Raw genomic sequence first — 20,841 nt, 5'->3', positions numbered from 1 at the left:
CTCAGGCCACCAGCAGGCTGGCGCCGTACAGCGCCACGCCGGCACCTGCCGCGCGGGCCAGCCAGCCGGCATGGCGGCGCAGCAGCGTGCCCGCACCAATGCCCAGCAGGTGCAGCGCCATGATGGCGGCGGCAAACCCGCCTACGTATGCAAGTACCGCAGGCAGCGCGCCCGCAGTGGCGGGCAGTTCGGCCCCGTGGGCATAGCCGTGGAACACGGCAAAGCCGCCGACCAGCAGCGTACCGGCCCACGCCGGCAGCTTCGCGCGCAGCGCCAGCAGCAGCCCGATCACCAGCAACGAGGCCGCGATCATCGGTTCGACTGCGGGCAGCGCCCCACCGGACAGGCCGATTGCAGCCCCCACCAGCATCAGCGCCACGAAGGCCAGCGGCAGGCGCAGCGTATCGGCGGCCGAGCGGGCAATCAAGGCGCTCCACACGCCTACCGCCGCCATCGCCAGCAAGTGGTCGGCGCCGGTGAAGGGGTGCGCCAGGCCGGCCCACAAGCTGGCGCTGACGGTGGCGGCATCGTGGCCGGGATGTGCCAGGGCGGCGCCGGCGGCAACGGTCAGGGAAGTGCCCAGGGCAAGGCGCAGGCAGGCGGTACGGTTCATGTCGGCTCTCGGGTTGGTCTTGTTATCGTGGTCAAAAGCGGGGATCGGTCATGTTCAGACAATGGGATGGTGGACGGTCACCAGCTTGGTGCCGTCCGGAAAGGTGGCCTCCACCTGGATCTCGGGGATCATCTCGGCCACGCCATCCATCACGTCCTCGCGGCTCAGCACGGTGGTGCCCTCATGCATCAGCTCGGCCACGGTGCGGCCATCGCGCGCGCCTTCCATGATGGCGGCGGTGATCAGCGCCACCGCTTCCGGGTAGTTCAGCTTCAGCCCGCGTGCCTTGCGCCGCTCGGCCAGCAGCGCGGCGGTGAAGATCAGCAGCTTGTCTTTCTCTCGCGGCGTCAGTTCCATCTCTTGTTCCTGGTTTCTCGGGTTCGGTTGTCTCTGTTGGCGGCCTACGTGGCCCACAGCCGCAGCGGCCGCGCCGCGACACCGTGGATCGGCATGCGCAGCGCCTGCCAGCTGTCGACCATGACGTGGCGCACGGCTTCCATTTGCCGGCCCAGCACGCGCAGCAGCAGCATCGACTGGCCGTTGGCGGCCGGGCAGGTCACGCCGGCGCGCAGCTCCGGCGTATAGGGCAGCTGTTCGGCCAGCGCTTCGGCCAGTTCCTGCGTCGCGCCTTCGCCTACCGCCCACAGCGTGCCCAGCACATTGAGTCCGTCGAGCCCGGCCACCGCGGTGCGCAGTGGCGACGCGGCCTCAAGATGCGATTGTTCGATCCACAGCGCGCGTTCACCGGCGCCAATGCGGGTATCCAGCCACAGCGCGCCGCTGGCCCACTGCTCGCCGGATGCCTGCCGGCCCAGCACCACCGCATCCCAGCCGATCGCGCTGCCGCCGGACGCGACCTCGAGCACGGTCGAAATCCGCGCACGGGCGTCGTCGAAGACGATGTTCTCCTGCGGCAGCCAGTCCAGCCGCGCGCCTGCGCCCACCGTCAGGCGCACATGCTGTGCCGCCTCGCGGCCGAGCGACTTGTACCACTTGGTGGCGCCCGGCGTGGCCAGCACGGCGTGCGCGCCAGCCTCGACCGTCACGTCGATATCCAGGCTGTCGCCGCCTGCCACGCCTGCCGGCGGATGCAGGATCACCGCGTGGCAGATGCCGCCTTCCGGGTACAGCGGCTTCTGCACCAGCAGCGGCCCCTGGTGGCGCCGCTCGGTCAGCGCGGTGCGTTCGCCGCGCTGCGCAAAGCGCAGCCGCAGGGTGGCCTGCCATGCGGCGGGCACGGCGAGGGCGGAAGGAAAATCGGGATGGCGCATGGCAAGGACAGCCGGCGGAGGGGCGCGCGCAATGGCGGGAGTTGCAAGCCATCATAGCGCGCTGCCCGCCTTCGCGGAAGCAGCGCATGGCGCACAAATCCCGGCGCTGCCGCGCGGCCGCCCTACACGGCGATCAGCTCCCGCACGCCGTCCTGCTCCATGCTGGCGCCGGCACCCCGCGCCACCACTTCGCCGCGGCTCATCACTACGTAGTGGTCGGCAATATGCCGCGCGAACTCGTAGTATTGCTCGACCAGCAGCACCGTCATGCCGAACTCGTCGACCAGCAGGCGCAGCGCCCGGCCGATGTCCTGGATGATGGAAGGCTGGATGCCCTCGGTGGGCTCGTCCAGGATCAGCAGGCCCGGTTCGCTCATCAGCGCGCGCCCGATCGCCAGTTGCTGCTGCTGGCCGCCGGACAGGTCGCCGCCGCGGCGCAGCCGCATGGTGCGCAGCACCGGGAACAACTGGTAGATCCGGTCCGGCACGCCGGACAGCCGCGCCCGGCTGGCGGCGCCGATCAGCAGGTTTTCTTCCACCGTCAGCCGCGGGAAGATCTCCCGGCCCTGCGGCACATAGGCCAGCCCGGCCGACACGCGCTCATACGGCGCCTTCTTCTCCAGCGCCTGCCCTTCCCATTGGATGCTGCCGCTGCGCGTGGGCACCACGCCCATCAGACACTTGAGCAGCGTGCTCTTGCCCACGCCGTTGCGGCCCAGCAGCGTGGTCAGCTTGCCGGCGGGCACGTCGAAGCTGACATTGCGCAGGATATGGCTGCCGCCGTAGAACTGGTTCAGTGCATTGACCTGCAGCATGCTTATCTTCCCAGGTAGGATTCGATCACGCGCTCATCGCGCTTGACGCTGTCGAGCGTGCCTTCGGCCAGCACGCTGCCCTCGGCCAGCACCGTGACCTGGCCGGCATCGCCCGCGAGCGCGGCGACGAACTCCATGTCGTGCTCGACCACCATCATCGAGCAGCTGCCGCGCAGGCCGTTGAGCAGCGCCGCCAGCTGCATGGTCTCTTCGTCGGTCATGCCGGCCACCGGCTCGTCCAGCAACAGCAGCTGCGGCTGCTGCATCAGCAGCATGCCGATCTCCAGCCGCTGCTTCTGCCCGTGCGACAGCAGCCCGGCGGGCCGGTAGGCCTCGGCCTCCAGCCCGGTCAGCGCCAGCGTTTCCTCGATGCGCCGATGCCCCTCTGCCGTCAGCCGCGCGCGCAGCGACGACCACCAGCGCTTGTCGGCCTTCATCGCCAGTTCCAGGTTCTCCCACACCGCGTGCTGCTCGAACACCGTCGGCTTCTGGAACTTGCGGCCGATGCCCACCTGCGCGATGCGCGGCTCGGTCATCCGCATCAGATCGATGGTCTGGCCCAGGAACACGCGCCCGCTGACATTGGCATTGCGCGGACCGGTCTTGCCGGTGATGACATCCATCATCGTGGTCTTGCCGGCGCCGTTGGGGCCGATCACGCAGCGCAGCTCGCCATGGTCGATCGACAGCGTCAGCTTGTTCAGCGCGCGGAAGCCGTCGAACTGCACCGTCAGGTCTTCCAGGTACAGGATCGGCCCGTGCGACACATCGATGGTGCCGGGCTCGACGATGCGGCCCAGGCCGGTGGCATCGCCGCTTTCGGCCTGGCCGTGCTGGAGTGCGGCATTCATGCTTCACCTCCTGTACGGCCTGCCACGGCAGGCGCGGAAACAGGGTCTGCAGCGGCTGGTGGTGCGGCCGCGCGCCGCTCGCGCAGCCGGTTCCACAACCCGGTCACGCCATCGGGCAGGTACAAGGTCACCAGCACGAACATCGCGCCCAGCAGGAACAGCCAGTATTCGGCAAAGTGGGCGGTGAACAGGGTCTTGGCGCCATTGACCAGGAACGCACCGATCACCGGCCCGATCAGCGTGCCGCGCCCGCCCACGGCAACCCACACCGCCATCTCGATCGAGTTGCCGGGCGACATCTCCCCGGGGTTGATGATGCCCACTTGCGGCACGTACAGCGCCCCCGCGATGCCGCACAGCACCGCCGAGAAGGTCCACACGAACAGCTTGTAGCCCAGCGGGTTGTAGCCGGAGAACATCACCCGCATCTCGGCATCACGCACCGCGGTGACCACGCGCCCGAGCTTGGACGTGACGATGTAGCGGCAGGCGATGAAGCCCGCCAGCAGCGCCAGGAAGGTCAGCACGAACAGTGCCGTGCGCGTCTGCGGCGCCGCAATAGCAAAGCCGGCAATGCGCTTGAAGTCCGTAAATCCGTTGTTGCCGCCGAAACCGGTCTCGTTGCGGAAGAACAGCAGCATCGCCGCATACGTCATCGCCTGCGTGATGATCGACAGGTACACGCCCTTGATGCGAGAACGGAAGGCAAAGAAGCCGAACAGCCACGCCAGCACGCCCGGCACCAGCACCACCAGCAGCAGCGCGTAGCCGAGGTGCTCGGTGCCCTGCCAGAACCACGGCAGCTCCTTCCAGTCGAGAAACACCATGAAGTCCGGCAGCTCGCTCTTGTACACTCCTTCACGGCCGATCGCCCGCATCAGGTACATGCCCATTGCGTAGCCGCCCAGCGCGAAGAACAGCCCGTGGCCCAGGCTCAGGATGCCGCAGTAGCCCCACACCAGGTCCAGCGCGATCGCGGCCAGCGCAAAGCACATGATCTTGCCGACCAGCGTCAGCGCATAGGCCGACAGGTGCAGCGGATGCCCCTCCGGCAACACCAGCGCACACACCGGCACGCCGATGCCGACGATCACGGTCAGCGCCGCCAGCACCAGCCAGCCGCGCGGTGAGAACAGCGCCTGCCGCTCGGGCACCTCAAGCCGGAACGGGGTAGCGGAAGAATTCGATTGGAATCGCTGCATCATGCCTCCGCGCTGCGCCCCTTGAGCGCGAAAAGTCCCTGCGGCCGCTTCTGGATAAACAGCACGATCAGCACCAGGACAAAGATCTTGGCCAGCACCGCGCCATAGAAGGGCTCGATGAACTTGTTGATGATGCCCAGCCCGAAGGCGCCGACGATGGTGCCCGCCAGCTGCCCCACCCCGCCCAGCACCACCACCATGAAGGAATCGATGATGTAGGCCTGGCCCAGGTCGGGACCGACATTGCCGATCTGCGACAGCGCGCAGCCGCCCAGCCCGGCAATGCCGGCGCCGAAGGCAAAGGCGTAGCTGTCGACCTTCCAGGTGCGCACGCCGACGCAGGCCGCCATGGTGCGGTTCTGCGTGGTGGCGCGCACGAACAGCCCCAGCCGCGTGCGGTTCAGCACCGCCCATGCCACCGCCACCACCGCCAGCGCGAACAGGATGATGACGATGCGGTTGTAGGGGATCACCAGGCCCGGCATCCACTCGATGCCACCGCTCATCCAGGCCGGGTTGGCCACCTCCACGTTCTGCGCGCCGAACAGCGTGCGCACCGCCTGCATCAGCAGCAGGCTGACGCCGAAGGTGGCCAGCAGCGTTTCCAGCGGGCGGCCGTACAGGTGACGCAGCACCAGCCGCTCCAGCACGAAGCCCACTACGGCTGCCGCCAGGAACGAGGCCGGCAGCGCCGCCGGCAGGTACCAGTCGAACGCACCCGGCGCGTAGGCGCGGAACAGCGACTGCACCACGTAGGTGGCATAGGCGCCGATCATCAGGAATTCACCGTGCGCCATGTTGATGACGCCGATCAGGCCATAGGTAATGGCCAGCCCGAGCGCGGCCAGCAGCAGCACGCTGCCCAGGCTCAGCCCGGCGAACAGGTTGCCGACCAGCTCGGCGCGGCGCTGGTCGCTGCGCAGCGTGTCCAGCGCCTGCTGCGCGGCCAGGCGCACGTCGGCATCGGGCTCGCGGTAGTTGCCGGCGCTGTCGCGCTCCACCAGCGGCGCCAGCTTCTGGCGGCTCTGCGGGTTGCTGTCGCTGCCGAGGATGCGGATGGCTTCAAGCCTCGCGTCATGCGCTGCGGGATCGGCCGGCTCGGCCAGCACCAGGTTGGCCCAGATCACGTCCAGGCTGGTGCGCAGGCCGGCATCGGCCTCGTTCTTGCGGGCGGCTTCGACCGCGGCGCGCGAGGCGCTCTCGGGCTGGTCGCGCAGCGTGGCGATGGCCTGCGCGCGCACCGCGATGTCGGTCGACTGCAGCAGCAGGCTGCTGGCGGCGCTGTCGACCAGCGCACGCAGGCTGTTGTTCAGGGTCAGGGATTCGAGCTCGTCGGCTTTCACCGCGACCGGTTTGCCGGTGACGGCATCGACGGTCTTGTCGCCATCCTGGCGCACCATGCCGACCGACGGCGCATATTGCAGCGCGTCGTCCTGCAAGGCCTTCAGGATCGGGCCGGCCTGTTCGGGCGGCGCCTTGGCCAGCGCGGTCAGCGCCGCGGTCTTGGCATCGAAATCGTCTTCGGCCAGCGGCTTCAGCTCGGCCTGCGTCAGCGCCGCGGCCCACGGCGCAGCCGCCAGCAGCAGCGCCGCCAGCAAGGCGCGCAGCCATGGCAGGATGGAAACGGATAAGGAATTGCGCATAGGTGCTGGCGAGTTGCGGAATGAGTGTTTGGGGAGAAGGCAGGTGTCCATGACGAAGCGAGTGCCATCTGGCTGGCAAGCGCCAGCCCTCTCCCCCAGCCCCGCTCCCGCAAGCGGGACAGGGGAGCCAACCGGCAGCAGGTGGCCCGGCTTACATCACCTTGTCCGGCTTGCCTTCGTTACCCGCGATAAACGGGCTCCACGGCTGCGCGCGCACCGCCTTCGGCGTCTTCCACACCACCGAGAACTGGCCGTCGCCCTTCACTTCGCCGATCATCACCGGCTTGTACAGGTGGTGGTTCTCGCCCATGGTCAGCGTGAAGCCGTCCGGTGCCTTGAAGGTCTGGCCGTACATGGCCGCGCGCACCTTGTTGGTGTCGGTGGTGCCGGCCTTCTTCACGGCCTGCGCCCACATATGGATGCCCACGTAGGTGGCTTCCATCGGGTCGTTGGTCACGCGCTTGTCGCCGCCGGGGAGGTTGTTGGCCTTGACCCATGCCGCCCACTGCTTGCGGAAGGCTTCGTTCTCGGGGTTCTTGACCGACATGAAGTAGTTCCATGCGGCCAGGTGGCCCACCAGCGGCTTGGTATCGATGCCGCGCAGTTCCTCTTCACCCACCGAGAACGCCACCACGGGCACGTCCTTGGCCTTCAGCCCGGCATTGCCCAGCTCCTTGTAGAACGGCACGTTGGAGTCGCCGTTGATGGTGGAGATCACCGCGGTCTTGCCGCCCTGCGAGAACTTCTTGATATTGGCGACGATGGTCTGGTAGTCGCTGTGGCCAAACGGGGTGTAGACCTCTTCGATGTCCTTGTCGGCAACGCCCTTGCTCTTCAGGAAGGCGCGCAGGATTTTGTTGGTGGTGCGCGGGTAGACGTAGTCGGTGCCCAGCAGGTAGAAGCGCTTGGCGCCGCCGCCTTCCTTGCTCATCAGGTATTCCACCGCCGGGATCGCCTGCTGGTTGGGCGCCGCACCGGTGTAGAAGACGTTCTTGGACATTTCCTCGCCTTCATACTGCACCGGGTAGAACAGCAGCGAGTTCAGTTCCTCATAGACCGGCAGCACCGACTTGCGCGACACCGAGGTCCAGCAGCCGAAGGTCACCGCGACCTTGTCCTTGGTGATCAGCTGGCGCGCCTTTTCCGCGAACAGCGGCCAGTTCGAGGCTGGGTCCACCACCACCGGCTCCAGCTTGCGCCCCAGCACGCCGCCGCTCTTGTTGATCTCGTCGATGGTCATCAGGGCCACGTCCTTCAGCGACGTCTCCGAAATGGCCATGGTGCCGGACAGCGAGTGCAGGATACCGACCTTGATCGGTTCCTTGGACTGCGCCATGGCCAGCGGGCTGGTACCGATCATTGCCGCGGCGGCTATCGCCGACAGCTTCAGCATGTCACGTCGTTGCATTTGCAGCTCCCGTTTATGGTGTTAGTCAGGGACTACGCTCCCCGGGTGATGCTTCTGCAACTAGCGTGCCATGGAGGCAGGCCGCCTGATACCCACCGCGCCGGCGGCAGATGGCGTGCTGGCGCGGCGCGCAGGCGCTGCCGCCGCCCGCGATCGCGCATCCGCACCAGAGCAGTGCGGGCGGCGCACGCACCACTCCCGTGCATCTGTGCAATTCCGTGCGGGCGGCATGCGCAAGGCACCAGGCGCTGCGCGTCCCCGCACCAAGGCCGGGCGCCATGCCCCAAGGCAGGCGACGGGCAAAAAAAAAGGGGCCCCTTGCAGGGCCCCGCTCTCGATGCCAGGACGTTGGTCCTTACATCACCATCATGTTGGCATTCAGGTTGTGCATGATCCACAGCGAACCCGCCACCACGATCACCAGGATCAGCGCCGTGAACAGCAGCGCGATCACGTTGCTGCGCTGCTCGGACGACGTGTCCAGGTGCAGGAAGTACTTCAGGTGGACCAGCATCTGGACCACGGCCATGCCGAGGATGATCCAGAGGATGGTGCCCTTGTCCATGCTGCCGTCCATCACGAGCTTGAACGGGATCACGGTCAGGATCACCGCCAGGATAAAGCCGATCGCATACGACTTGAAGCTGGCGTGGGTGTCATGACCCGCGTGCGAATCGTGCGAGTCGTGGGCGCCGTGCGCCGCCGGTGCGTTGTGTTGTGCCATCACAGATGTCCCATCAGGTAGACCACGGTAAACACGCCGATCCAGACCACGTCCAGGAAGTGCCAGAACAGCGACAGGCACATCAGGCGCTTGCTCAGGGTCGGGGTGATGCCCTTCTTCGACAGTTGCCACATCAGCACGATCATCCACAGCATGCCGCTGGCGACGTGCAGGCCGTGGGTGCCGACCAGCGTGAAGAACGACGACAGGAACGCGCTGCGGCCCGGGCCGGCGCCTTCGGCGATCAGGTGATGGAATTCGTTGATTTCCATCGCCATGAATGCCGCGCCCAGCAGGAACGTGATGCCGAGCCACACCTGCACGCGGCTGAGGCTGCGGTTCTGCAGCGAGATCATCGCCATGCCGTACGTGATCGAGGAGAACAGCAGGATGAAGGTCTCCACCAGCACGTAGTTGAGCTCGAACAGCTCCTTCGCCGACGGGCCGCCTGCCAGTTCGCCGCGCAGCACGGCGAAGGCCGCGAACAGTCCGGCGAAGATGATGCAGTCGCTCATCAGGTAGATCCAGAAGCCATACACCGTATTGGCACTGGTATCGTGGTGCGCATGGTCATGGCCGTGCGCGTCGGCGTGAGCCGAGGCGCCTGCCTGCGCGGGGATGCGGTCTAGGACTTGAGTCGACATGGTTCTCAGGCTTGCGAAGCAATGCGCTGCAGTTGGCGCGTTTCGATCTGCTCGACCTCGGTGGCCGGCACGTAGTAGTCGATGTGGTCGTCGTTGCTGCGGTGGATGAACGCCCAGATCATGCCCACCAGGCCAACCGCGGCCATCCACCAGATATGCCAGGTCAGGGCAAAGCCGAACACCAGGCTGAAGGCGCCGATGATGAAGCCCGCGCCCGTGTTCTTGGGCATGTGGATCTTCTCGTAGCCTTCGGTCGGCAGGGTCTCGCCACGGGCCTTCATGTCGGCGAACGCGTCCAGGTCACGCACCACCGGGGTGTGCGCGAAGTTGTAGAACGGCGGCGGCGACGAGGTGGCCCACTCCAGGGTACGGCCGCCCCACGGGTCGCCGGTCACGTCGGCCAGCTTCTTGCGGTCGCGGATCGACACCACGATCTGCAGCACCTGGAAGAAGATGCCCAGCGCCACGAACACCACGCCGACCACGGCCAGGTACAGCCACGGCGTCCAGGCCGGGTTGTCGGTGTGGTTCAGGCGGCGGGTCATGCCCATCAGGCCCAGCACGTACAGCGGCATGAAGGCGAAGTAGAAGCCGACCAGCCAGCACCAGAAGGCGCACTTGCCCAGGCGCTCGTTCAGCTTGAAGCCGAACGCCTTCGGCCACCAGTAGGTGATGCCGGCCAGGTAGCCGAACAGCACGCCGCCGATGATCACGTTGTGGAAGTGGGCGATCAGGAACAGGCTGTTGTGCAGCACGAAGTCGGCAGCCGGCACGGCCATCAGCACGCCGGTCATGCCACCGATCACGAAGGTGATCATGAAGCCCAGCGTCCACAGCACCGGCGAGGTCATCTGGACCCGGCCGCGGTACATGGTGAACAGCCAGTTGAAGATCTTCACCCCGGTCGGGATGGAGATGATCATGGTGGTGATGCCGAAGAACGCGTTGACGTTGGCGCCCGAGCCCATCGTGAAGAAGTGGTGCAGCCACACGATGAACGACAGCACCATGATCGCGGCGGTCGCGTACACCATGCCCTTGTAGCCGAACAGCTTCTTGCCCGAGAACGTGGCGATCACTTCAGAGAAGATGCCGAACGCCGGCAGGATCAGGATGTACACCTCGGGGTGGCCCCAGATCCAGATCAGGTTCACGTACATCATGGCGTTGCCGCCACCATCGTTCGTGAAGAAGTGCGTACCGACGTAGCGGTCCAGGCCCAGCAGCGCCAGGGTCACGGTCAGCACCGGGAAGGCGGCCACGATCAGCACGTTGGTGCACAGCGCGGTCCAGGTGAACACCGGCATGCGCATCAGCGTCATGCCCGGCGCGCGCATGCGCAGGATCGTCACCAGGAAGTTCACGCCGGTCAGCAAGGTGCCCAGGCCCGAGATCTGCAAGCTCCAGAGGTAGTAGTCCACCCCCACGCCCGGGCTGAAGTCCAGTCCCGACAGCGGCGGATAGGCCAGCCAGCCGGTCTTGGCGAATTCACCGACGCCCAGCGAGACATTGACCAGCATGGCGCCCGACACGAACAGCCAGAAGGAGAGCGTGTTCAGGAACGGGAAGGCCACGTCGCGCGCGCCGATCTGCAGCGGCACGACCAGGTTCATCAGGCCGGTCATCAGCGGCATGGCCACGAAGAAGATCATGATCACGCCGTGGGCGGTGAAGATCTGGTCGTAGTGCTCAGGCGGCAGGACGCCGGTCGCGCCATTGGTGGCGAGCGCCAGCTGGGTGCGCATCATGACCGCGTCGGCGAAGCCGCGCAGCAGCATGATCAGCGCGACCAGGCAGTACATCACGCCGATCTTCTTGTGGTCGACCGAGGTGAACCACTCGTTCCAGAGGTAGCCCCACTTCTTGAAATAGGTGATCGCGCCTAGCAGCGCGGCCCCGCCCAGGGCGACGCCGGCCAGAACGACCATGATGATCGGCTCATGAAACGGAATCGCCGACAAACTCAACTTGCCAAACATCATTGCTCCTAGGATTGCGCGCCCAGCGCCAGCTTGGCCGGCGTGGTCATCGACAGCTGCTCTTCACCGAGGGTGTTGCGCGACGTGCAGATCGGGCCGCCCTTGAACCCGTCGGCGGCGACAGCCGTGCCGCTGTGGTCCATGTACTTGTGCAGGATGTTGCGGAAGAGCTGGTCTTCCACCTTGCCGTAGTACGTGACCGGCTCCTTCTCGCTGGGTTGTGCCAGCGTCTTGTAGCCTTCAACGCCCAGTTCGGTGGACGAGGCGCGAACCTTGGCGACCCACTCATCGAACTCGTAGTTCGACATGGCGACCGCCTTGAACTTCATGCCCGAAAAGCCGCCGCCGCTGTAGTTGGCGGACACGCCATCGTAAGAGCCGGCTTCGTTGGCGATCAGGTGCAGCTTGGTCTCCATCCCTGCCATGGCGTACACCTGGCTGCCCAGTTGCGGGATGAAGAACGAATTCATGATCGAATCCGAGGTGATCTTGAAGTTCACCGGGGTGTCGACCGGGAAGGCGATCTGGTTGACCGTGGCGATCTTCAGTTCCGGATAGATGAACAGCCATTTCCAGTTCAGCGCCACCACCTCGACGGTGACCGGCTTCTTGCTGGATTCGAGCGGCTTGTACGGGTCCAGGTCGTGCGAGGACTTCCAGGTGATGATGCCCAGCGCAATGATGATCAGGCAGGGGATCAGCCATACCACCACTTCGATCGCGGTGGAGTGCGACCAGTCCGGCTCATAGCGCGCCGAGGTATTGGACGCGCGGTACTTCCAGGCGAACACCAGCGTCAGCACGATCACCGGCAGCACCACCAGCAGCATGAGCCAGGTTGCGATCAGGATGATGTTCTTGATGTCGACGCCGACCTGCCCTTTCGGGTCGAGCAGCGTCATGTTGCAGCCGGCGAGCAGGAGCAGGCCAAGGCAAGGCAGGAACCGCGTCCAACGCGGCAGTATGGGTTTCTTCATGTCACGACTGGTTTGGTTACACCGCGCTTCGGGCAAAAGCGTGGCTAAACCGCCTGATGCTCGCGCAAGAGGCGTGGGGCTGAGGGAAAACCGGAAGGACGTGTCCTTAGCTGGCGTTGCGGTCGGGCGGCGAATCGAGCGCCGGGGGACCATGCGGCCTTGCAACGCCATGAACACGGAAGGACAACTGACTGCGTGCGCTGCAGGCCCTGTAGGACCTTGCCGGCGCTGCGGCACCTGGCCGAAACCGCGAACGGTCCCGGCTCAGTACAGCGGCCGGGTAGCGTTGGAATACGAGGCTTTTGCACTTCCCGACAGACTTGCCTTCATGGCAAGCGCGGTTTTCGGCCGGGGAGCGCAACACGTAAAACATCGTGGGCGCGACTGTACCGCAACGCAACATTAGGGGTAAACCCAACGGCACAGAACACACTGTTCGGTAAAGCGGACAATCGACGCACAAGACTGCAAAGCAGCATTTGACCGGCATCAATGTCACAAATCGGTCCCTAAAAATGCAGAAAGCCGCGCATTACGCGGCCTCCAGGGTGCGACATGCCTGTGTGGCATATTGTCGCACCGCGTCAAACCTGCGTATCCTTCACCCGTAGCGGCGCGTGATCGACTCGGCAACGCAGACCGGACGGTCGCTGCCCTCGCGCTCCACCGTCACTTCCCAGGTTGACTGTGCGCCCACCAGTTCGGGTGACTTCGGCAGCGGATCGAGCCGCTCGACCTTCAGCAACTTGATCCGTGCGCGCAGCTTGCTGCCTACGGGAACAGGTGCCGTGAAGCGCACACGGTTCAGGCCGTAGTTGACGCCGATCTTCGAGGGCATGTGCAGCGCGTTGTGCATGAACTTGGGCAGCAGCGACAGCGTCAGGAAGCCGTGGGCGATCGGGCCGCCATAGGGCGACTCCTTCTTCGCGCGCTCCACGTCGATGTGGATCCACTGGTGGTCGCCGGTGGCATCGGCAAACTGGTTGACCTGCTGCTGGGTCACCTCGATCCAGTCGCTGACCGCGACTTCCTGGCCCTGCAGGCCTTCCAGTTCTTCAAGCGATGCGATGGTACGCATGTCGATAGTCTCCTCGTGACGATAAAGTGTTCTTAAGCAGGTCGGCGGCCGTACATGCCCATGCCCTTGACGGTGCAGACCAGTTCACCGCGCTGGTTGGTGGCTTCCCACTGGGTGTGGACCACGCCGCGGTCCGGCTTGGACTGCGACGGCCGGGTATCGAGCACATTCAGCACGACGGTGAGCGTGTCGCCGGCATAGACGGGCTTGAGCCAGCGGATCTCGTCCACGCCGGGCGAGCCCATGCTGGCCGACTTGCCGGTGGTGCTCAGCACCAGCAGCCGCATCATGATCGAGCACGTCATCCAGCCGCTCGAGATCACGCCGCCATAGATGCTCTTGGCAGCGGCTTCCTTGTCGATATGGAACGGCTGCGGATCGTACTGGCGGGCAAAGGCCAGGATCTCTTCCTCGGTGACGAGGTACGAACCCAGTTCGCGGCGGCTGCCGACTTCAAAGTCCTCGAAATACAGCATCGGTTGTCTCTCTGTAGTGATTGGCGCCAGGGCACTAAGTTTGCTCAGGCAATGATCGCATGGCCGCCGGGGGCTGGCGTCCGTATTTGCCGAACCCGCCCCTAACGGTCCCCAAAGAAAAAAACCGCGCCTGGACTACAGCGCGGTTTTGACTGGACAGGCAGGATCAGGCAGCTTCCTGGAACCCCGGCTGGGCAGCAAACCTGCCCAGGTGGTGATCCACGTCACCGAAGGTGGTGTTGATCAGCGTCAGCCGCTTGAACATGTGCGCGGCCGGCAGTTCGTTGGTCACGCCCATGCCGCCGTGGATCTGCACGGCCTCCTGGCCGACCGTGCGCGCTGCCTGCCCCACGCGCGCCTTGGCGGCGGAGACATAGCGGCGGCGCTCTTCCGGCGTTACTTCTTCGAAGCGGGCAGCGGCCAGCAGCGTGATCGAACGCGACTGCTCGGCATGGATGAACATCTCGACCATGCGGTGCTGCAGCGCTTGGAAGCGCGCGATCGGCACGCCGAACTGCTGGCGCGTCTTGGCATATTCCAGCGTGGCGGCATTGAGCGTATCCATCACGCCCACGGCCTCGGCGCACAGCAGCACGGCAGCGTAGTCGGCCACTTGCTCGATCACCGGGAAGGCCTTGCCGGCTTCGCCCAGCAGTTGCGCGGGGGCATCCTGGAAGGTGATGTCGGCCGCGCGCAGGTTGTCGATGGTGCGGTAGTCCTTGATGCTGACGCCGGCGCCCCTGGCATCCACCAGGAACAGCGAGATGCCGTCCTGGTCGGCTTCGGCGCCGCTGCTGCGGGCCGACACGATCAGCTTGTCGGCCTGGCCGCCGTGCAGCACCACGACCTTGCGGCCGCTGAGCTTGCCGTCGCGGGCGCTGACGCGCACGTCGTTCAGTTCATAGCGCGCCTGCGGCTCGTTGAAGGCCACGGCCAGCTTCAGTTCGCCACCGGCGACCTGCTCCAGCAGTGCATCCTGGCCACCGGCCAGGCCCAGTGCGTAGGCGCCCGCCACCGTGGCCAGGTACGGCTCCACGATCAGGCCGCGGCCCAGTTCCTGCTGGACCACCATCATGTCCAGGGCCTTGCCCGCGAATCCGCCCTGCGCTTCCGGCACCGGCAGCGCGGTCAGGCCGAGCTCGACCAGCGAGCCCCAGGCGGCGTCGCCGTAGCCGGCGGCGCTTTCGTAGTTCTTCTTGCGGGACTCGAAGCCGTAGTCCTTGTCGATGAAACGGCGGACGGCGTCGGCCAGCTGCTTCTGTTCGTCGCTGAGATTGAAGTTCATGTTGCGTGTCTCCTCACAGCCCCAGAATCATCTGGCTGATGATGTTCTTCTGAATTTCGTTGGACCCGCCATAGATGGAGGTCTTGCGATAGTTGAAGTAGTACGCGGCCAGCGGCGCGGCGTCGTCGTAGCCGGTCACCGCGTGCTCGGTCTCGCACTCCAGGTAGGCGGTGTCGAACGGCTGGGCGTACGGGCCGACGGCCTCGACCATCAGCTCGGTCAGCAGCTGCTGGATCTCGGTGCCCTTGATCTTGAGCATCGAGGCCTCGGGGCCGGGGCCCTTGCCTGCCGCTTCGCTCGATACCACGCGCAGCACGGTGATCTCCAGCGCCATCAGTTCGATTTCCAGCGCGGCCACCTTGGCGCCGAACACCGGGTCTTCCAGCAGCGGCTTGCCGTTCTTCTGCTGCTGGCGCGCCACGCGCTTGAGGAAGCCCAGCTCGCGCTTGGAGTTGCCCACGCGGGCAATGCCGGTGCGCTCGTGGCCGAGCAGGTACTTGGCGTAGGTCCAGCCCTTGTTCTCTTCGCCGACGCGGTTCTCGATCGGCACCTTGACGTTGTCGAAGAAGACTTCGTTCACTTCATGCTCTTCGTCGAGCATGATGATCGGGCGCACGGTAATGCCCGGGGTCTTCATGTCGATCAGCAGGAACGAGATGCCCTCTTGCTTCTTGGCTTCAGGATCGGTGCGCACCAGGCAGAAGATCATGTCGGCGTGCTGGCCGAGCGTGGTCCAGGTCTTCTGGCCGTTGACGATGTAGTGCTTGCCGTCCGAAGTCAGCTCGGCACGGGTCTTCAGCGAGGCCAGGTCCGAACCCGAGCCCGGCTCCGAATAGCCCTGGCACCACCAGTCGGTGCAGTCCAGGATGCGCGGCAGGTAGTACGACTTTTGCTCTTCGCTGCCGTACTTCATGATCACGGGCGCGACCATCGCCACGCCGAACGGCAGCACGCCGGGCGCGCCGACGCGGGCATTCTCTTCATCCCAGATATGGCGCTGGGTGGCGTTCCAGCCAGTGCCGCCGTACTGGACGGGCCAGTGCGGTGCCGACCAGCCCTTGCCGGCCAGGGTCTTGTGCCAGCGCACTAGGTCGTCGCGGTTCGGACGGCGGTGGTTGAGAATCTTGCTGCGGATGTCCGCCGGCAAGTTGGCTTCGAGCCAGCTACGCACTTCCTCGCGGAAGGCGTTGTCGGACGCCGAGTAGTTGAGATCCATGCCCGTCTCCAGTGGTGCCGGCTTGGCGTGGGGCCGCCGGCGGTTGTTCTGCCTGCACGTCAATGCGCCGACAGCAACGGGCACAAGACGCAATTCAGTGAGCCGTCTGCTTCAGCGCATCCGGCACCACGAGCGGGAAAGTCTCGATGCCCTCTTCGGCCAGCGCCTGCACCTCCTCCGCCGAGGCCGAACCGCGAATGCCGCGTTCCGGCGCCTCGTCATAGTGCATGCGCCTTGCCTCTTCGGCAAAGCGCTCGCCAACGTCCTCGGTCTGTGCCAGCACCTGCTTCACTGCCTTCATATAGAGCGCTTGCAGTGTCACCGGTGCGGCAGCCGGCTGCGCCGGCCTGGCGCTGCCTTCGCGCGCGGTCGCGCCCGACAGGTTCAGGCGCGGCGCGCTGGGCAGCCGCGTCACGGCGTGGTCGCCACAGACCGGGCATTGGACGAGGTCACGCGAGATTTGCGACTGCGCATCTTCTTCCGAGGCAAACCAGCCCTCGAAACCGTGGTCATGCGCGCAGCGCAGGTCGAGCACCTTCATGATCTTTCCAGCCCGTCAAAAGCTATATTATCCGCGAATCGAAATTTTGTGAACGGTCGTGCTAAATTTTTTAGAACGACCGTTCGTGAACAACCGCATGGCGCAGAATCCACGCGGCTCACTACTCACTATACGGCGTAATGCGGCAGCGGCTGTTCGCCCGGTTGCCAGGCACCCGAGATCACTTTTTCCAGCCAGAACGCGCCGATGATGGTTTTTACGTCGGTGATGCGGCCGCTGCGGACCCAGTCGATCACCTGCCCCACCGGCGTAATGAAGGTTTCCAGGAATTCGCCGTCGTCAAGCTGCGCCTCGCCGTGCGTCAGGTCGCGCGCCAGGAAGACGTCGATGAACTCGGTGGAATACGAGATGACCGGATGGATGCGCGTCAGGTAGTCCCAGCGCGCCGCGCTGTAGCCGGTCTCCTCCAGCAGCTCGCGTTCGCCGCAGCGCTGCGCGCCCTCTTCCGGATCGAGCTTGCCGGCTGGGAATTCCAGCATCACTTCGCCCACCGGATAGCGGAACTGGCGCTCCATCAACACGGTGCCGTCATTGAACAGCGGGATCATCATCACCGCGCCCGGATGGACCACGTACTCGCGCCCGGTCTGCTTGCCGTCCGGCAGCCTGACGATGTCTTGCTTGAGGGTAAGGAACTTGCCGCGATGGACCGTGGCCGAGGCGACGCACACTTCCTTCAGTGCGTCGTCGTTTCCGGTGGGTTCGGCGGTAGACGGGGTGCCGCGTTGGATCTTGTCGGTCATGGACGCTCCGGATCAGGCAGGGCCCGGCGCCGACAAGACCGGCTTCAGGCCGTGCGGTGTTTGACGAGGTATTGCCAGGTGAAGCCCGGGAAGGCAAACACCAGCATCATGCACGCGGTGATGGCGTAGAACTGCCAGCCCTGCGGGAAGGCATTGCCAAGGCTGGCCTCCACCGCAAAGCCGGCGGCGCCCGCCACCGCGAACCATACGATCAGTTCCAGCAGGCGCAGCCACAGCGGCTTGCGCGCCTGCCGCAGCGGGATCAGCGCGAACAGGCGCTGGTTCACAAACGGCAGGTTCGCACTGATCAGTGCCAGCAGGATGACAAACCAGCCGCTTGCGGATGCGCTCATGGCGTGTGGCGGGTCAGGAACCCAGGGTCGAGCGGATGGCCTGGTAGCACAGGTTCATCAGCGCGGCCGGGAAAATACCCAGCAGGATCACCGCGGCACCGTTCACGCTCAGCATCGAGCGCAGGCCGAAAGTCGCTTCCAGTTGCTCTTCGCCGGCAGGCTGGTCGAAGTACATCAGCTTGACGATGCGCAGGTAGTAGAACGCGCCGATCAGCGAGAACAGCACCGCCACCACGGCCAGCCAGGTCATGCCGGCCTTGATCACCGCATCCAGCACGGCCAGCTTGGCGTAGAAGCCCACGGTCGGCGGAATCCCGGCCAGCGAGAACATCATCACCAGCATCAGGAAGGCAAACCACGGGTTTCGGCGCGACATGCCCTTCAGGTCTTCCAGGGTCTCGGCCTCGAAGCCCTTGCTGGTGCGCAGCAGGATGATGCCGAAGGTGCCCAGCGTGGTCAGCAGGTAGGTCACCGAGTAGAACATCGCCGAGCTGTACGCATCGGCAGCGCCGTCAGCCTTGTTGGCGACCACGCCCGACAGCAGGCCCAGCAGCACGAAGCCCATGTGCGAGATGGTCGAATACGCCAGCATCCGCTTCAGGTTGCTCTGCACGATGGCGGTCAGGTTGCCAATGGCCAGCGAGATGATCGACAGCACCACCAGCATCATCTGCCAGTCGCTGGCCAGGGGCAGCAGGCCTTCCACCAGCACGCGGATGAACAGCGCAAAGGCAGCAACCTTCGGGCCGCCGGCGATCAGCAGCGTCACCGCGGTCGGCGAACCCTGGTAGATGTCCGGGATCCACATGTGGAACGGCGCAGCACCCAGCTTGAACGACAGGCCGGCAACGATAAAGACCACGCCAAAGGCCAGCATGGTGGTGTTGACGCGGCCCGACTCGACCACGCGGAACACTTCGCCCAGGTTCAGCGAACCGGTGGCGCCATACATCATCGAGATGCCGTACAGCAGGAAGCCCGAAGCCAGCGCGCCCAGTACGAAGTACTTCATCGCCGATTCCGAGGTCACGCGCGATTCGCGGCGCAGTGCCACCAGTGCGTACGACGACAGCGACAGCAGTTCCAGGCCCAGGTACAGCGTCAGGAAGTTATTGCCGGTGATCATCACGATCTGGCCGCCCAGCGTGAACAGCGCGAGCTGGTAGAACTCGCCGGCAAACATGTCGCGATCCGCCAGATAGCGGCGCGTGTAGACCAGCGTCACGAACAGGCCGGCAGAGCAGAACGCGGACAGCACGTTTGCCATCGGATCGATCACGACCAGGTTGGCGAACGCGTAGTGCGTCTCGCCGGCGGCGGCATTCAGGCCGAACCAGACGGTCAGCACCAGCGTGGCCAGCAGCGACAGCGGATATGCCACGCTTTGCTTGCCCTTGCCACGTGCAAGGTCGATCCAGTTGACCGCGCCGATGGCGATCGCCAGGAAAATAATCGGCGCCACGGGGGCGAGTGTCGAGGACGTTTGCATGTTGATTTCTCTCCCCGATTACAGCTTGGACTGTGCCGCGTGGGACAGCAGGTTCACCACGGACGCGTGCATCACGTCGGTAAAGGGCTTCGGGTGCAGGCCCATGTACAGCGTCATGATGGCCAGCAGGCCGAGCATGACGAACTCACGCTTGTTCAGGTCGACCAGCTCGCGCACGTGCTGGTGGACGATGTCGCCGAAGATCACGCGCTTGACCATCCACAGCGAGTAGGCGGCGCCGAAGATCAGCGCGGTGGCAGCCAGCAGGCCGATCCAGAAGTCGAACTTGACCGCGCCCAGGATCACCATGAACTCGCCAACGAAACCCGAGGTGGCCGGCAGGCCGCAGTTTGCCATGGCGAAGAACACCGCCAGCGCGGCGAACTTGGGCATGGTGTTGACCACGCCGCCGTAGTCGGCGATCTGGCGCGAGTGCACGCGGTCGTACAGCACGCCGATGCAAAGGAACATCGCGCCGGAGATAAAGCCGTGCGAGATCATCTGCACGATGCCGCCTTCCACGCCGATGTCGCTGAAGATGAAGAAGCCCAGCGTGACGAAGCCCATGTGAGCGATCGACGAGTACGCCACCAGCTTCTTCATGTCGGCCTGCACCAGGGCCACCAGGCCGATGTAGATCACCGCGATCAGCGAGATGGTGATGATGAACGGGGCCAGGTAGTGGCTGGCGTCAGGCGCGATCGGCAGCGAGAACCGCAGGAAACCGTAGGCGCCCAGCTTCAGCATGATGGCGGCCAGCACCACCGAACCGCCGGTCGGCGCTTCCACGTGGGCGTCGGGCAGCCAGGTATGTACCGGCCACATCGGCACCTTGACCGCGAAGGCGACGAAGAAGGCAATGAACAGCGCGATCTGCTCGTTCATCGACAGCTTGGCCTGGTGCCATTGCAGGATGTCGAAGGTACCGGTCTTGTTGTACAGGTACAGCAGCGCGATCAGCGTCAGCAGCGAGCCCGCCAGCGTGTACAGGAAGAACTTGAACGCGGCATAGACGCGGTTCGGGCCGCCCCAGACACCGATGATGATGTACATCGGGATCAGCGTGGCTTCGAAGAACACGTAGAACAGCATGCCGTCCAGCGTGCAGAACACGCCGACCATCAGGCCCGACAGGATCAGGAACGAGGCCATGTATTCGGCCACACGCTCGGTGATCACTTCCCAGGCCGAGATCACCACGATCACCGTGATGAAGGCGGTCAGCACCACGAACCACATCGAGATGCCGTCAACACCCAGCAGGTAGTTGATATTGAAGCGTTCGATCCAGCTCGCCTTTTCGACGAACTGCATGGCCGCGCTGGCGCGGTCGAAGTGGAATACCAGCGGCAGCGTGACGATAAAGCTGGCGATCGAGCCGAACAGAGACATCCACCGCACGAAGCCGGGGCTGCGGTCCGAGCCGAAGGCCAGGATCAGCAGGCCGAAAAAGACAGGCAGCCAGATTGAGAAAGACAGAACCATTTCTATGTTTTCCTTACTTGGTGCCTA

General features: G+C 65.0%; 21 protein-coding genes. All 21 read right to left on the bottom strand.

Going from position 1 to position 20,841, the window contains the following annotated elements:
* Position 1 precedes the first annotated feature (1 nt).
* The 21 genes from CF68_RS14830 to CF68_RS14730 all read right to left on the bottom strand — a co-directional run bounded on the left by CF68_RS14830 (position 2) and on the right by CF68_RS14730 (position 20,814).
* Positions 2–613, bottom strand: coding sequence for a HupE/UreJ family protein (locus CF68_RS14830; protein WP_035819989.1), 612 nt, complete (start codon positions 611–613; stop codon positions 2–4).
* A gap of 54 nt (positions 614–667) precedes the next feature.
* Positions 668–970: an urease subunit gamma gene (locus CF68_RS14825; RefSeq protein ID WP_013956041.1), complete on the bottom strand. Its 303-nt coding sequence runs from the start codon at positions 968–970 to the stop codon at positions 668–670.
* 44 nt (positions 971–1,014) lie between these two features.
* Positions 1,015–1,884: an urease accessory protein UreD gene (locus tag CF68_RS14820; RefSeq protein ID WP_035819988.1), complete on the bottom strand. Its 870-nt coding sequence runs from the start codon at positions 1,882–1,884 to the stop codon at positions 1,015–1,017.
* Positions 1,885–2,006: 122 nt separating this feature from the next.
* Positions 2,007–2,699 (bottom strand): urea ABC transporter ATP-binding subunit UrtE, encoded by a 693-nt coding sequence (gene urtE, locus CF68_RS14815; protein WP_035819987.1) that lies wholly within the window; start codon positions 2,697–2,699, stop codon positions 2,007–2,009.
* A gap of 2 nt (positions 2,700–2,701) precedes the next feature.
* Positions 2,702–3,550 carry an urea ABC transporter ATP-binding protein UrtD gene (urtD, locus tag CF68_RS14810; RefSeq protein ID WP_010809104.1) on the bottom strand — a complete coding sequence of 283 codons (849 nt, stop codon included), beginning with the start codon at positions 3,548–3,550 and terminating at the stop codon, positions 2,702–2,704.
* A complete protein-coding gene (gene urtC, locus CF68_RS14805) occupies positions 3,547–4,752 on the bottom strand; it encodes an urea ABC transporter permease subunit UrtC (protein ID WP_035819985.1) in 1,206 nt (401 codons plus the stop codon). Before urtC ends, urtD begins: the two co-directional genes overlap by 4 nt.
* Positions 4,752–6,395 (bottom strand): urea ABC transporter permease subunit UrtB, encoded by a 1,644-nt coding sequence (gene urtB, locus CF68_RS14800; protein ID WP_035819983.1) that lies wholly within the window; start codon positions 6,393–6,395, stop codon positions 4,752–4,754. The genes urtC and urtB overlap by 1 nt, the downstream gene beginning before the upstream one ends.
* 151 nt (positions 6,396–6,546) lie before the next feature.
* Positions 6,547–7,803, bottom strand: coding sequence for an urea ABC transporter substrate-binding protein (gene urtA, locus CF68_RS14795; RefSeq protein ID WP_035819981.1), 1,257 nt, complete (start codon positions 7,801–7,803; stop codon positions 6,547–6,549).
* A gap of 355 nt (positions 7,804–8,158) precedes the next feature.
* Complete coding sequence (gene cyoD / locus CF68_RS14790) at positions 8,159–8,527, bottom strand: cytochrome o ubiquinol oxidase subunit IV (RefSeq protein ID WP_013956035.1); 369 nt, start codon at positions 8,525–8,527, stop codon at positions 8,159–8,161.
* On the bottom strand, positions 8,527–9,171 hold the full coding sequence (gene cyoC / locus CF68_RS14785; protein WP_035819979.1) for a cytochrome o ubiquinol oxidase subunit III: 645 nt from the start codon (positions 9,169–9,171) through the stop codon (positions 8,527–8,529). The genes cyoD and cyoC overlap by 1 nt, the downstream gene beginning before the upstream one ends.
* A 5-nt stretch (positions 9,172–9,176) precedes the next feature.
* Positions 9,177–11,150 carry a cytochrome o ubiquinol oxidase subunit I gene (cyoB, locus tag CF68_RS14780; protein WP_035820039.1) on the bottom strand — a complete coding sequence of 658 codons (1,974 nt, stop codon included), beginning with the start codon at positions 11,148–11,150 and terminating at the stop codon, positions 9,177–9,179.
* Positions 11,151–11,158: 8 nt separating this feature from the next.
* Positions 11,159–12,127 carry a ubiquinol oxidase subunit II gene (gene cyoA / locus CF68_RS14775; protein ID WP_035819977.1) on the bottom strand — a complete coding sequence of 323 codons (969 nt, stop codon included), beginning with the start codon at positions 12,125–12,127 and terminating at the stop codon, positions 11,159–11,161.
* A gap of 601 nt (positions 12,128–12,728) precedes the next feature.
* On the bottom strand, positions 12,729–13,205 hold the full coding sequence (locus CF68_RS14770) for a MaoC family dehydratase (protein WP_010809112.1): 477 nt from the start codon (positions 13,203–13,205) through the stop codon (positions 12,729–12,731).
* A gap of 32 nt (positions 13,206–13,237) precedes the next feature.
* Positions 13,238–13,681, bottom strand: coding sequence for a MaoC family dehydratase (locus tag CF68_RS14765; protein WP_035819974.1), 444 nt, complete (start codon positions 13,679–13,681; stop codon positions 13,238–13,240).
* A 166-nt stretch (positions 13,682–13,847) separates the two neighbouring features.
* The gene (locus CF68_RS14760; RefSeq protein ID WP_035819972.1) at positions 13,848–14,966 is read right to left on the bottom strand and encodes an acyl-CoA dehydrogenase family protein; all 1,119 of its coding nucleotides are present in this window, start codon (positions 14,964–14,966) and stop codon (positions 13,848–13,850) included.
* A gap of 13 nt (positions 14,967–14,979) precedes the next feature.
* Positions 14,980–16,182: an acyl-CoA dehydrogenase family protein gene (locus tag CF68_RS14755; RefSeq protein WP_035819970.1), complete on the bottom strand. Its 1,203-nt coding sequence runs from the start codon at positions 16,180–16,182 to the stop codon at positions 14,980–14,982.
* Positions 16,183–16,276: 94 nt separating this feature from the next.
* Entirely contained in the window at positions 16,277–16,723 is a 447-nt protein-coding gene (locus CF68_RS14750; protein ID WP_035819968.1) for a DUF1178 family protein, read from the bottom strand.
* A 128-nt stretch (positions 16,724–16,851) separates the two neighbouring features.
* A complete protein-coding gene (locus CF68_RS14745) occupies positions 16,852–17,487 on the bottom strand; it encodes an NUDIX domain-containing protein (RefSeq protein ID WP_035819966.1) in 636 nt (211 codons plus the stop codon).
* 44 nt (positions 17,488–17,531) lie between these two features.
* Positions 17,532–17,840 (bottom strand): DUF2818 family protein, encoded by a 309-nt coding sequence (locus CF68_RS14740; protein ID WP_013956025.1) that lies wholly within the window; start codon positions 17,838–17,840, stop codon positions 17,532–17,534.
* 13 nt (positions 17,841–17,853) lie between these two features.
* Positions 17,854–19,329, bottom strand: coding sequence for an NADH-quinone oxidoreductase subunit NuoN (gene nuoN / locus CF68_RS14735; protein WP_035819964.1), 1,476 nt, complete (start codon positions 19,327–19,329; stop codon positions 17,854–17,856).
* A gap of 18 nt (positions 19,330–19,347) precedes the next feature.
* On the bottom strand, positions 19,348–20,814 hold the full coding sequence (locus CF68_RS14730; protein WP_035819962.1) for an NADH-quinone oxidoreductase subunit M: 1,467 nt from the start codon (positions 20,812–20,814) through the stop codon (positions 19,348–19,350).
* Positions 20,815–20,841 lie beyond the last annotated feature (27 nt).

This window comes from Cupriavidus sp. SK-4 (genome assembly GCF_000611125.1).
In the GTDB taxonomy this organism is placed as follows: domain Bacteria; phylum Pseudomonadota; class Gammaproteobacteria; order Burkholderiales; family Burkholderiaceae; genus Cupriavidus; species Cupriavidus necator.
The sequence above is the reverse complement of the archived record's forward strand: the minus strand, read 5'-3'. Positions and strand labels throughout refer to the sequence as shown.